Below are 13,452 nucleotides of genomic sequence, written 5' to 3' on the forward strand. Positions count from 1 at the left end.
AAAACCTTGCGCCTGGCCTTCGGCGGCGCGTGCCTGCGTTGACTTTGGGCAGCCCAGGTTTTCGTTGGCTGACGCCCCCACTCATAATCCTTAAGTCGGTGGGCTGATGTATTGCATCCCTGAGGACTACAAGGTCGAAACGAAGGTGGACAGGCGGCGGAGGCCTTCGTCCAGATCTTGGTCGGAGACGCAGTAGCTGAGGCGGATGTGGCTTTCGGTGCCGAAACAGTCGCCCGGGACTAGGGCTACGTTTGCCTCTTTGATGGCTTTGATGCAGAAGGCTTCGCTTGTTAGGCCGTACTGTTTGATGCTGGGGAAGGCGTAGAAGGCGCCGGCTGGTTCCACTACGTCGAGGCCCATGGTGTCTAAGGCTGCGAGCACGCGTTCGCGGCGGGCTCGGTAGACTTTGAGCATGGGGGTTGGGTCGACGGTCAGAGCTCGCGCTGCGGCGTCCATCTCGAAGGAAACGGCGCTCGATACTAGATATTGATGGGCCTTTGCGATCTCGGCAATGACGGGCTCTGCGGCCGCAAGCCAGCCCAAGCGCCAGCCGGTCATGGCCCAGGGTTTGGAGAAGCTCTCGATGACTACTGTCTGTTCGCGTAGCTCCGGGTGGCGCTGGGCAAAGCGCTCGTAGCCATCCACGTAGACCAGACGGTTGTACACGTCGTCGCAGACCACGTAGATGCCCGCCTGGTCTGCCACGCGCGCCACGGCGTCGAGCGATGCCGCGTTGAGGATGCAGCCCGTGGGATTGTTGGGCGAGCAGATGACGATAGCCTTGGTCGCCGGTGTCACGCAAGCACGAAGAGCACCTTCGTCAATCTGGAATTGCGCAGGCTCCGTATCCAAAAAGACCGCTTTGGCGTGATTGGCCACGACAATGCTCTCGTACAGGCCAAAGGCCGGCGTGGGGATAATGACCTCGTCGCCGGGGTTGAGCATAGCCATGAATGCTGCCGACAGGGCCTCGGTCGCGCCGTCGGTCAGGATGACCTCGTCGGCCGAAAACGTAAGGCCCGCGTCCCCCATGTAGGCAGACAGCGCCTCGCGCAGGGCGGGGCGACCGTTGTTGGGCGGATAGTGCGTGTCGCCGCGGCCCAGCGCGGCGGTCACCTCGGCGCTAATCACATCGGGTGTAGGAAAATCGGGCTCGCCGAGCGCGAGCGCAATGCAACCTGGGTGCTGGGCAGCGAGCGCGTTAATCCGACGGATGCCGGAGGGCTTGAGCGTGGCAAGCGAGGTATTCATGGGCAGACGCATAGCGTTCCTTTCGTAAGGGTTGCACTAGGATAGCGCGGCGAGGCGCCGCCAGACGGTGTAACCTAAACGGAAACCAACCGGAAAGGAGGCGGCATGGAGACGACCGCGCGCGGCGATAAGCCCAAAACGCTGCAGACCATTGCGTATATCAGTATTCCCGATAGCGCCGATCTTGAGTTTTTGCTCTGGGACCTGCAGGATGCCATCGCCGCCTATGCACAGCTTTCCGGCACCGTGCTCCCCCGCCCGGTCGACTTGAAGGCAAATGACACCGGTGTAGTCGATGGCATGGTGCTCGCTGTTGATGATGCCTTTGATGATGAGGCGATGAGCGTCGTAGGGCAGGCGCTTGATTGCCTTGGGGGCACGGAAACGCGCGTCTATGTTGTCGTCCGGGCCGCCTATGAGCGCAGCGAAGGGGCACGCATGCTCATCAAGCGTCTACGCCAAGCTTGCGAACTCCGCAGGCTAACGTGGTGCGGCGGCGTTATCGCCTACACCGGCAGCGGCATCGCGGCGCTTCGTCATTCCCCACGCATGGGGCTCCTGCGTCGGCCGTTTTCCGAAGCGATGGATAAGCTGGTGGGCGCCGTGCGCATGGGCTGCTCGGTTGAGCACGCGCAGCTGCTCGGCGGCGGCGACATCTCGGACTTTGACCCGGACGGCATCATCACCGCCAAACAGGCAATCCCCGCCTGGCTTTGGCGCTTAGCCACAAGGCACTGCGGTTAGCGAGTCGTTAATCCTCCTCGGGAAACATCGAGGAGCACCTCTGCGACAAGAATAGTATTGCCCGCGGCGGTACCCGGATGGTTAAGTCCGCCCTCTTTGCCGATGGCGACTTTAGCCAGGTCGAGCAAATCACGCCAGGCAACAATATGGCCCCTAGCGATTCAGGTCAAAGCCAAAATAGCTGCGCGCATTGTTGTAAGAGATATCCTCCACCAACTTGCCCAGGCACTCCTCGTCATCCGGAACGCGACCCTGCTCCGCCCACTCGGCAAGCAGGCCACAGAGCACGCGACGAAAATACTCGTGTCGTGGATAGCTCAAAAAGCTACGCGAATCAGTCAACATGCCAGTGAAATTGCCAAGCAGGCTCTCCTGCGCAAACACGCTCAGTTGCTTCCTGATGCCATCGAACGCATCGTGGAACCACCATGCGCACCCCAACTGCAGCTTTTGGCGACACCCTCCCTGGAAGGACTGCATCAGCGTCGCCAGGCCCATCCATTGGCTCTCGTCCAGCGAATAGAGAATGGTTTTTGGAAGTGTTCCTTCCCCATTAGCCGCATCGAGCAAGCTTGCAAGCTCGGAAACAAACCCCGCCTGATCACCGCATGAGTCAAATCCCGCATCCGCGCCTACGGACATATATCCGGAAGAGTTTGCGTTACGCAGGCAATTCATATGCAATTGGAGCGCCCATCCACGACGTTCATACTCCCCCATCAGATGAAGCGTCAACGCCGTCTGGTACGCATCAACGTCTTCTTGCGACAACGTCTTTCCGCACAATGCGTTGTCAACGATTCTCTGGAGCCCGCTATCGTCCGCCCAAGCAAACCTAAAGGAGTTCATGCCGTGATCGGCCAGACGACAACCCTGGGCATGGAAGTATCCGACGCGCCCCGAAGCGGCCTCCTTGATCGCATCCCAAGTTGCAACCTCCAGTCCCGCGGCACTGGATAGTTGCTCAAGATACTCGGAAAACGTTGGCTTATCGATTCCCATCAGGCCGTCGGGCCTAAACGTCGGAAGCACCATAGCAGCACCTGCAGACTGGCGCATCTTCCGATGCCAGGAAAGGTCACTCACGGGATCATCCGTAGTGCAAACACAGTGCACGTCAAATAAGCGCATCAGGCCCCGAGCTGAAAAATCGGATTCTGCGATTCTCGCGTTTGCGCGCTCCCAAATCTCGGCGGCATTCTTTCCGCAAATTGTGAGATCGATCCCAAATGCTCGTCTCAGTTCCAAATGGCTCCACTCGTAGAGTGGATTACCGTATGCGCGTTCCATAGTATGAACGTAGGCAAGAAACTTGTCATACGGCTCTCCATCCCCCGTGATCAGACGCTCCGGCACGCCATTTGCACGCATGAGACGCCACTTGTAGTGGTCACCCGCCCCCTCATCGCAAATCCAAAGCCGAGTGAGGTCATCGAAACGCTTGTCCTCGCAAATCTGCTGGGGATCCAAATGGCAATGGTAATCGATAATGGGCATGTGCTCGGCATGGTCGTGATAGAGCTTGCGGGCCAATGGTGTAGCGAGTAAAAAGTCATCATTTAAAAGCATGATCTATACCTTTTCAAAAACGGGTACAGAGCAAAGCTCCGTACCCATAAGTAATCAAATGCGGTGGACTATATCTGTCCTTTGTCGACAAAACCAGCCTTCTCAAGCGCTTCCCACATGCCGTTAATGTAGGCGATGCCTAAGGCGCGATCATAGAGACCGTAGCCTGGACGCCCTGTTTCATCCCAGATCATGCGACCGTGGTCGGGGCGAATGTAGCCCTCAAAACCGTTGTCATGGAGAGCTTTCATCATGCGATACATGTCGAGCGAGCCGCATTCACTCGGGTGAGGCGCCTCGTAGAAATCCTTGTTAGCGGAGTTCTCGGGCGCGATGTACTTGATATTGCGCATATGCACAAAGTGAATACGCCCACGCTGCGTAAACTCGGAAAGTATGGAATAGACATCGTTTCCAGGCTCCTCGGCAATCGAACCGCAGCAGAGCGTGATGCCGTTATAGGGCGTATCGACAGTGCGACAGAGCCAGTCGAGGTCCTCGCGGTTCTTGATGATTCGCGGAAGGCCAAACATGGAGTAGGGCGGGTCATCAGGATGAATAGCCATCTTGACGTCGCATTCCTCGCAGGTGGGCATAATAGCCTCGAGGAAGTAGACGAGGTTCTCGCGTAGCTTATCCTCATCGATATCTCGATAGGCCTCAAACAAGACCCTTTACCTGCGCCAAGCGCTCGGGCTCCCAGCCGGGCAGCGTAAAATCGCCGGAACCGTGAGCAACCGTGTCGATAATCTCCTGCGGGTCATCGGGGATATTCTTCTTGATAAAGGCCAGCGTTGACGACCCGTCGGGCAAGCGGTAGTCCAAGTCACTCTTGACCCAGTCAAACACCGGCATGAAGTTATAGCAGATGACCTTGACGCCCTCGGCAGCGAGGTTGCGAATCGTTTCCTTGTAGTTCTCTATGTATTGATCGCGCGTGGGCAAGCCGATCTTGATGTCGTCATGAATGTTGACGGATTCGATCACTTTAAGCGTCAGGCCGTTGTGTTCAATCATCTTGCGAAGCGCGTGAATGCGCCCACGAGGCCAAACCTCACCCGCGGGGATGTCGAACAGCGTACCGACGATGCCGCGCACACCCGGAATCTGGCGCACTTGCTCCAATGTGATTTTCTCTTCTTTGGGACCGTACCAGCGAAACGTGAGTTCCATAGTTCTGCCTCCTTACTTGCAATATATATCTATGGTTGCGGCAACAGCGCCCGGGCCAGCGAGCATCTCTGCCAAAAAATGCTCAACTTTGCGGCCCAAGCCCACCTCGTAAAGATCAAGCCCAAAAATCTCGGCGTTGGAAAGGATGGGCGATACGGCATCATGAATGACCGACGCATCGCACACGCCCAGAGTGAGTGAGCTGACGCATTCGGTAAGCTCGGGCAGCAAAGGATCGGGGCTCAGCTCAAAATCGTTACCCGCATCGTCGATGCCCAGGAGATAGCGCAGCCATCCGGCGATTGCCAATGGAATATAGGTAAGGTTTGCGACATCGAAACCCCGGTCTCGATAGGAGCAGATGGTGTGTCCAAAGCGAATGCCGACCTTCTGGGATGTATCCGTTGCAATGCGCTGCGGCGCATCGGGAAGGCTGCGATTAGGAAGGCGTTGTCCCACGAGCTCATCGATAAAGTCACGTGGGTCAATCACGCCCGGATCGACCACTACGGGCAAGTCCTCGTCGTAGCCTAGATGTTTTACAAGCGCGACCAGACGCGAGTCCTCCATCTCCTTCCAGATGCGGTCATAGCCCATGAGGCATCCGAAGACCGCAAGGCATGTGTGTAGCGGGTTGAGACAGGCCGTAACCTTCATGGTATCGGCCCGCTCAGCTGTCTCGCGATCGCACATGATGACGCCTGCTGCCTCGAGTTCAGGGCGCCCGTTGGGGAAGGAGTCCTCGATAACCAGGTAGTGCGCCGCCTCGGTGTTGGCAAAGCCAGCAAACGCAGGACCGTCCGTGGGCATGAGCGACAAGTCCTCCCAACCCTGCTCGGCAAGCGCCGCAGCCGTCTCGGGTGATGGGTTGGGCGTGATGCGGTCGATCATGGACCAGGGAAAACTCACACGCGCCTCATCGTCGAGGTAATCGATAAAGCCTTGGTCGACATGGCCGCAATCGAACCAACCACGCGCAACCGCGAGCACTGCCTCCTTAAACCGCCGCCCGTTTTGCGAGAAATTGTCGGTCGAAACCATAGCGATCGGCGCTGCACCGGCGCGGTAGCGCGCCCAAAGCAGACGGCAGACAATACCCATCGTGCTCGCAGCGCCCTCCGGACCGGCCTCGAGCTCGGCGGCGACGTGGGGCAACAATTCGCCGCGCGCATCGCGCAGCCCATAACCCTTCTCGGTGATGGTAAACGTTGCCATCTCAAGCTCGGGGCTCTCAAAGTAGCGCTCGGCGCGAGCCAAGTCCTCAGGACACTGAGGGTTTGCAAATACGCCGCCCGCATTGACGGCGATCACGCGCTCGTCAAGAGTCCCATCGGCATTCATGATTACCTGCAGGCCGTTATACCCGTAAGGCGCAAAGACTTCAACGAGCGTAGAGGGGCTAAAGGTCTCTGACACCACGACGCCGCGGTCGAGCTTGCCTTGGTCGGCAAGCTCCTGGGCTATTGCGGCATGAAAGGCTCGGTAGAGGTTGCCGGCGCCAAAATGGATCCACCTGGGCTGCTCCCAACCCGTAGCCTTGATTGTGTCAGTATCGCATTGGGGTAGCTTCACGCCCATGCGCCGGAGCTCTTCTGTCTGGTTTTTCCAATCGGATAGCTTTGCCATGCTCTCTCCTATCGCATCGCGCGCGGATCAAAGCCGTCCACGTAATCTGCCTTGTTGCACCAACGCTCACGCAGCAAAAACGCCACGGCCTTGGGCTGACGGTCACGGGTGAACGCACCTTTTTTGTTGCCGTCGACACGCATCTTGCCCTCGACTGTCTGGAAGTCGCACAGATTCCAGGGTTGTTCGCCCACTACCCAGTCAAACATGTCAAAGATCTCGTGCTGCATCTTGAAATACTCGACTTGATACTCCTCGCTCCACATCACGCTCGGCAGCTTGTGAACGCCGGCCATGGTGTCGCATCCGTACTCGGTAAAGAAGAACGGCTTGTTGGGCTCAAGCTTCTCCCACTTATGCATCTCCTCGATCAGAATCTCGCGTGCATCCTCGATCTCGGGGCCGGGAGACACGTACCAGCCGTCATAACGGTTGAGCATCATAAAGTCGGCCAAGTGCGTGCACTTGTCGATACCGGCACGACAACGCGTGACATTGGTGTAGGAACGAGGACGCTTCTGCGGGTCAAGCTTGCGAGCAAGGTCGAAAATCTCCGTCGCGTACGGAAGGCTCCCCTCGGTCGAGAAATCCGGCTCGTTGAAAAGACTCCAAGCGCAAACGCACGCATGGTTCTTATCGCGCTCGATAAGCTCGCGTACTGCCTGTTTATGGACCTCAAGCGTTTTCTCGATGCCGGGAAGATCAAAGAGCGTCTTAGAAACAGAAGTCTTGGTGGCATCGTCGAAATTCTGCGTCGAAACCAAAAAGCCTACGGCCGCGACCTCATCGATCACCAGGAAGCCCTCGCGATCTGCCTCTTGAAGCTCTTCCTCCGCATACGGGTAATGGCTCGTGCGGAAGGAATTGCAGCCCATCCACTTCATGAGCTCAAAGTCGCGGCGGGCAACCACGGGGTCAAACCCTCTGCCGTGAATCGGGCTATCCTCGTGGCGACCAAAGCCTTTGAGATAGACGGGATGTCCATTAAGCAGAAAATCGCGGCCATCGATCGAAACCGTACGCAAGCCAATCTGCTCATAGTATTCGTCGACAACTTTGTCGCCGTCCACAATTCGCACCGTAAAGGTGTAGAGGTAGGCAGCGCGCAGATTCCAAAGATGCGCGTCTTCGATCTCAATGCCGCCAGAAGTGCCGCGCTTTTGTGCGACCACGTTCCCGTCTTCATCGGCGACCGTCAGCTCAACCTCGTGCGACCCATTGGTAGTAACCTCGTAGTGCACGTATGCCGTACCATCGATAACCGACTCGGTCACCACGGTCATGTCCTCGATGCGCTCAGCCGGGGTATAGACCATGCGCACGCTGCGCTGAAGACCGGAATAGTTGAAGAAATCAAAGTAAGGCTGGTTGATGCGCGTGCCATCACGCAGCTCTTTGACGCGGCCGAGGGGCAGCGATTCATGACTCAACTCGTTGTTAACCTTGACAACGAGCAGGTTCCAGTCGTTCCAGCGCACGGCATCGTTGGCATGGGCGCAAAACGGCGTAAACCCGCCCTCGTGCTCCGCCAGCTCCGTGCCATTGAGGTAGACCGTCGCTCGATGCGTGGCGGCGTCAAAGCGTATATCGACATTGCCGTCGTGCCACTCGCCCGGAACAAAAATGCGACGTGCATACCACACGTCACCGCAGAACTCGCGGCTCTCCTTATCGGTGAAGATATCGGCAAAGCTCGCCGGAACCGGCATGTCGACAGCATCAACAAGGCCCTTAGCAGGCCAGTCCAGTTCCTCGCCCACCTTTTCGCGGTCAAAGGCAAAATCCCACGTACCGTCGAGTACCTGGATACGGCGGGTTACCGTGGTGCGCGGGTAGAGCGAATCGAATGGCATGGATCATCCTTTCGGTTGATTGGAAAACAGAAAGAGGCGACCGGCCGCGGCGCCCCTGCACCGCGGCCCGCGCCGCCTACCTACCGATCGTTTGGGGCGCGTCGGCTACGCCGCATCAAGTTCGGCCTGCTGGGCCTTCTTATCGGCTTCGGACAGCATCTTGTCGTTAAAGCCAAAGAAGTACGTGAGCGCAACGGAGAGGACAAAGCTCAACACGACGCAGACCGGGACACTCCAGCCGCCAGGGAACATAGCCAGGGCCGGGATGGTAAAGAGGTTGAGACCAACCTGGGCCAGACGTTGGAATCCAGCGATGGAGATAATCACGCCGCCAACACCGGCAGAGAGGCAGGCGCACACAAACGGACGCTTGTACTTGAGAAGAACACCGTAGATGGCGGGCTCGGTAATGCCGGCAAAGACGGCAACGACGGCATTGGTGCCAGCGAGCTCCTTGAGGGGCTTGAATTTGGTCTTGAGCATGACGCCCAGGGTGGCGCCAGCAATAGCGTACGTGCAGCCAAAACCGAGCGGCATGAGCCAGTCATAGCCGAGCACGGCATAGTTGTTCATGGCGATGGGAACGAGCGCCCAGTGGGCACCAAAGATGATCAGACAGGGATACAGACAGCCGTAGATAAAGGCAGCGACCTGCGGTGCCAGGTTGTAGACAACCATGAAGGCGTCGGCAAAGACGTTACCGATGACCATGGAGACCGGGCCGATCGCGATAAGCTCGACAGGGACCATGACGGCGACGCAGATGGTGGGCACAAGCATAAAACGCAGCGACTTAGGCATGAACTTGCTCACCACATGCTCAAGCTTGGAGAGCACCCAGACGGTGAGGAGCGCCGGCAGCACGGACTGACCATAGTTCATAAGGTTGACCGGCAGACCGAAGAAGTCGAGCGCCGCGCCGTCCGAATAGGCCTTGGTAATCGCGGGATACACGAGCGCACCGACTACGGCAAACGCCGTAAACTTATTGGTCTTGAAGCGATCGGCCGCCGTGATGGCAAGCGCGAGCGGCAGGAAATACATAAAGGCATCGGAAGCCGCGTACAGGATCTGATACGCACCGGAGTCCGCGCTCATGAGACCAGTGTTGGTAAAGACGACCAGCAGAGCGCGCAGCAAACCGACACCCGCCATGCCGCCCAGGCAAGGCATGAAGATGCTCGAAACCAGGTCGGCAGCACGCTCAACAATGCTGCCCTTTTTACCCTCGTCCTCAGACTCGGCGGCAACCGCGCCGCCATCAAAGCCGGCGCCGAGCAGCTTGATGACCTCGTCAAATGCATCCTCAACGTCGGGGCCGATAACAACCTGATACTGACCGTTGCCGATAACAACGTCCACGACGCCCGAAACGGCCTTGATATCGTCAGTCTTGGCCTTGTCCTGGTCCTTAAGCACAAAGCGCAGGCGGGTAATGCAGTGCTTGACAGAAGAAATGTTGTCTTTGCCGCCTACAAGCTCGACAACTGACGACGCAATCGCCGGATAGTCTTTTTTAGCCATGAATGCTCCCTTCGGAATATCGTTGGTGGTTTGCACGGCGCCCTATGACCGGTCCGGGTGCAAGAACTCCACGCTGTTATGAGGCCTCATGTCCCCCTTGGACATTGACTTAAAACTAACAGCTCAGAAACTGATGCAACATAACCAAAACATGTTGAAGATTGACCGAATCAGACTGTTTATAATTATTTTTATTTCCGCAGGTAATCCCCTATATTCGACTGAAATGAGCTGAGTAACGCACCTTTAGTTTTGCCTGCTCATCGGCAGACGGTAGTTACATTCGGATAAACGGTATAACCACATCCTTTGATTGATATATCCATTTCCGACACTATGATGAATACCATCGAAAGCCGTTGAGAGAAAGGCAGGCAATGACACCAGAGCAGTTGGATGCCCAGCTGAGGCAGCTCAGCGCACACGAGAAGCTCTACAAGCGGGGCATAGACCCCAACCAGGTAACACCGTACTCATCGGTTGAGGAGGCAGATGGCATCCCCCGTTCTGCTGCAGTTGCGCCCCAGCATGTAGTTGCGGGCTTCTTCATCAAGCGTCACTCGCGTTTTAGGAAATATCCCCTGCATCGCCAAGATGAAATTGAACTTGCTTATATGTATGACGGCTCTGCGACCGAAATCGTTAACGGCTCAACCTTCACACTCAAACGGGGACAGATGCTCATCGTGGACTCAGACACCGTGCACACGACGCTTCCCTTGGGCGAAAACGACATCTTGATCGTTATCAAGTTCAGTAAGGGCGGTATGACTCCGAGTTTCTTCTCTCAGCTCGAATGCGGAAGCATCGTGGGATCGTTTTTTGCCAATTCCATTTCAAAGGGCCGCGCACATGACGGCTACGTTCTATTCCATTCCGATCAAAGCCGGCGGCTATCGCTTTTTATGAAGGAATTTCTCTGTGAGTGGATGGAGCCGAGCCGGTACAGTAAGAACATGCTTCAAGCTCTTTTTGGAACCATCGTGGCCGAGCTTGCCAACGTCTACGAAAGCGACATCACCAACGCGTCACACGGGCAAAATCCCGCACTCGAAGTACTCACATATATAGAAAAAGAATATTCATGCTGCACCCTTAAAGGAGCCGCAGAACATTTTGGCATGGCGCCCGACAGCCTCTCACGCATGCTCAAGCGCGAAACGGGAGACAGCTTCAACAAGTTACAACAGAGGCAAAGAATCTCCATTGCCAAGGCGCTGCTCGCAAATACCGACCTTGCCGTGACGGCAATAGGAAAGCAGGTCGGATACGACAACATGTCATTCTTCTATCGCAAGTTCAAAGAAGACACGGGGCTGACGCCAGCTGACTATCGGACGGCTCTCGGCATATCCCGAGAGACAAATCTGACAAGACAGCTTGCAACATAGAGCAAATCGAGTCCCGAAGGTGAATTGCAATTTAACTAATTCCGCCATTGCTTAATCTCGATATACAATTGCAAAACTCTGTGTAGCCTTGGTTCGTAGAAAATGGCATCTTCAACCGTCCGATAGGGCAATTTGACGTTGGCAACGTACGCAACTATCAACCGGAAACCATTACGCACAAAAAGGCCGGGGGCGCGTCTCGCCCCCCGTTCTCACCGCAATAAAATCGAACCTCGAACCTGCCCCGGGAAAGAAAAAATCTCGCGAAACGAGCCCATCCCCATGGGAGGAAGTCAGAGGGTCCAGGTCGTGGCGCTACCCCAGCGCTCAACAAGGCGCTCCAGGCGCCATGCCGCGTTAGCGGGACTTGTTGACGGCAATACGACAGCGGGCAGGCCCGTCCGCTCCTGCAGATAGCGCTTGTAGAGGCGCCCCGCCGTACCGCCGTTGCATATCACTTGCTCAATGGACGCGTTGCTCGTGATGAGCTCGATGCGCGCCGGCACAACGTTTTTGATGCTGGCGTCACTCGAGCCCTTGATGTCGCAGCTCTCGATCACATCCCACAGGGCCACGCCGCCGTTCAGCAGCATGGATCGCTTGGCGGCAATCGAGGCGTCGAGCGTCGCAGGCTCACTGCCTGCCAAAGGGTCGCCCTCGTTGGGCGGCACGGGCACACCGAGGCACGCGGCCATCACGCGCCAAAAGCGGTTCTGCGGATTGCCATAGTAGAAGGCATTGGCACGCGAGAGCACCGAGGGAAACGACCCCAGCACCAAAATGCGCGAGCGCTCGTCAAACACAGGCTCAAACCCATGCTCAATATGTTGATAGCCCTCGTCGGATGCAGCCATGGCCTAGGCCCTCAACAGATAGCGCACCTCGTAGGGCGCAAGCTCAAGAGTACCCGTCAGCTCGACCGTGGGCGCATCGTCGGCAAGCAGGTCGACGAAGGAGCCGTTGAGTTCGCCGGCTCCAAAGGTATAGGGCTCGTTCACGGCATTGACTGCCACGAACACTGTCGCGTCGTCGCAGGCGCGCTCGAACAGCAGCTGCTTGTTCTGAATCACCACGTTGCGGTACGCGCCGTAGTTGAGAGCGCGTGCCGCCGCACCGTCTGTCGAACGCAGGTGCGCGAGCTGCTTGATGAAGGCCGTCAGCTCGTTAGGCGCAGGCTCATCGAGCGCAGGCCGCAGCGCCCAATCGCCATCAGGGCCGCCCTTTTCGCCGGCAATCCCCCACTCGCTGCCATAATAGACACATGGGATACCCGGCATGCCAAACAGCATGCCATAAGCGGGACGCAGGCAGGACTTGTCGGTGAGGATGCTTGCCAGGCGCGGCACATCGTGGTTGTCGACAAACGACAGCAGATGCTTGCCGCGATAAATGCACCACGGGTCACCGCCAAACTGGCGATGCAGCGAATGGGCGATCTCGAACATGTTGACCGAGTTAAAGCTGGAATACAGGCCCTTGTAGCACTCGTAGTTGGTGCAGGAGTCAAGCATCTCGTCGTTGACGATCTGGTTGTAGTCGCCGTGGAGCGTCTCACCAATCAGCACAAAGTCGGGCTTGAGCCCACGGGTAAAAGTATGCAGGCAGCGCATAAAATCGCGATCGAGCATATAGGCGACGTCCAAGCGCAGACCGTCAATGCCAAAGACATCGGCCCAACGGCGCACGGACTCGAGCAGGTAATCAACCACGGCGGGATTTTGCAGGTTGAGCTTCACGAGCTCAAAATGGCCCTCCCAGCCCTCGTACCAAAAGCCGTCGCCATAGCAGGAATCGCCGTCAAAGCTAATGTGGAACCAGTCCTTGTAGGGCGAGTCCCACTTGCGCTCTTGCACATCGCGGAAGGCCCAAAAGCCGCGGCCCACATGGTTGAAGACGGCGTCGAGCACCACGCGGATGCCGTGGGCGTGCAGCGTCTCGCACACGGCGGCAAAGTCGGCGTCCCCACCCAGGCGGCGGTCGATGTGGCGCAGACTGCGTGTGTCGTAACCGTGGCCATCAGACTCGAGCGGCGGGTTAATGAGCACAGCACCGATGCCGAGCTCTTGCAGGTAGTCGGCCCATTGGGCGATTTTCATGATGGGGACATCGGGGCTAGCTGTGGCATCGGCGGCCTGGGTGAGCTCATCCTCGGTAACGGGGGCGGCGTTTTCGCACGGAGCTCCGCAAAAGCCCAGCGGATAGATCTGATAGAACGTCGTCTCGTATGCCCACATAGCAACCTCCCGGTAAGCTCAACACAACGATATCCATTGTATGCCCAGCAGGGTAGCCAATTTGGGACGGGGCTATTTTAGCTACCC

11 protein-coding genes are annotated in these 13,452 nt (G+C 57.2%); 2 read left to right on the forward strand and 9 right to left on the reverse strand.

The window, feature by feature from the left end; all coding sequences use genetic code 11:
* Positions 1–126: 126 nt before the first annotated feature.
* Complete coding sequence (locus tag SFLMC1_RS03565; protein WP_152073459.1) at positions 127–1,263, reverse strand: pyridoxal phosphate-dependent aminotransferase; 1,137 nt, start codon at positions 1,261–1,263, stop codon at positions 127–129.
* Positions 1,264–1,356: 93 nt separating this feature from the next.
* Here SFLMC1_RS03565 and SFLMC1_RS03570 point away from each other — a divergent pair, with 93 nt between their 5' ends.
* Positions 1,357–1,995 (forward strand): hypothetical protein, encoded by a 639-nt coding sequence (locus SFLMC1_RS03570; protein WP_152073458.1) that lies wholly within the window; start codon positions 1,357–1,359, stop codon positions 1,993–1,995.
* A 153-nt stretch (positions 1,996–2,148) separates the two neighbouring features.
* Here SFLMC1_RS03570 and uxaC read toward each other — a convergent pair whose 3' ends face one another.
* The 6 genes from uxaC to SFLMC1_RS03595 form a co-directional block, all read right to left on the reverse strand.
* Positions 2,149–3,564 (reverse strand): glucuronate isomerase, encoded by a 1,416-nt coding sequence (uxaC, locus tag SFLMC1_RS03575; RefSeq protein ID WP_152073457.1) that lies wholly within the window; start codon positions 3,562–3,564, stop codon positions 2,149–2,151.
* 68 nt (positions 3,565–3,632) lie between these two features.
* Positions 3,633–4,232, reverse strand: coding sequence for a mannonate dehydratase (locus tag SFLMC1_RS11235; RefSeq protein ID WP_261981421.1), 600 nt, complete (start codon positions 4,230–4,232; stop codon positions 3,633–3,635).
* Complete coding sequence (locus tag SFLMC1_RS11240; protein WP_261981422.1) at positions 4,225–4,737, reverse strand: mannonate dehydratase; 513 nt, start codon at positions 4,735–4,737, stop codon at positions 4,225–4,227. The genes SFLMC1_RS11235 and SFLMC1_RS11240 overlap by 8 nt, the downstream gene beginning before the upstream one ends.
* 12 nt (positions 4,738–4,749) lie before the next feature.
* Positions 4,750–6,363, reverse strand: coding sequence for a mannitol dehydrogenase family protein (locus tag SFLMC1_RS03585; RefSeq protein WP_152073456.1), 1,614 nt, complete (start codon positions 6,361–6,363; stop codon positions 4,750–4,752).
* 8 nt (positions 6,364–6,371) lie between these two features.
* Entirely contained in the window at positions 6,372–8,216 is a 1,845-nt protein-coding gene (gene uidA / locus SFLMC1_RS03590) for a beta-glucuronidase (protein WP_152073455.1), read from the reverse strand.
* 105 nt (positions 8,217–8,321) lie between these two features.
* Positions 8,322–9,740: a PTS transporter subunit EIIC gene (locus SFLMC1_RS03595; RefSeq protein ID WP_152073454.1), complete on the reverse strand. Its 1,419-nt coding sequence runs from the start codon at positions 9,738–9,740 to the stop codon at positions 8,322–8,324.
* A 377-nt stretch (positions 9,741–10,117) separates the two neighbouring features.
* Here SFLMC1_RS03595 and SFLMC1_RS03600 point away from each other — a divergent pair, with 377 nt between their 5' ends.
* Complete coding sequence (locus tag SFLMC1_RS03600; RefSeq protein WP_152073453.1) at positions 10,118–11,131, forward strand: AraC family transcriptional regulator; 1,014 nt, start codon at positions 10,118–10,120, stop codon at positions 11,129–11,131.
* A gap of 293 nt (positions 11,132–11,424) precedes the next feature.
* On the opposite strand, the gene SFLMC1_RS03605 is transcribed toward SFLMC1_RS03600, so the two are convergent.
* Both SFLMC1_RS03605 and SFLMC1_RS03610 read right to left on the reverse strand, forming a co-directional pair.
* Positions 11,425–11,985, reverse strand: a complete 561-nt coding sequence (locus tag SFLMC1_RS03605; RefSeq protein WP_152073452.1) for a uracil-DNA glycosylase family protein — start codon at positions 11,983–11,985, stop codon at positions 11,425–11,427.
* A gap of 3 nt (positions 11,986–11,988) precedes the next feature.
* Entirely contained in the window at positions 11,989–13,365 is a 1,377-nt protein-coding gene (locus SFLMC1_RS03610) for an alpha-amylase family glycosyl hydrolase (RefSeq protein WP_152073451.1), read from the reverse strand.
* Between the last annotated feature and the right edge of the window lie 87 nt (positions 13,366–13,452).

The sequence above is a fragment of the Collinsella aerofaciens genome, assembly GCF_901212495.1.
Classification (GTDB): Bacteria; Actinomycetota; Coriobacteriia; order Coriobacteriales; family Coriobacteriaceae; genus Collinsella; species Collinsella aerofaciens_H.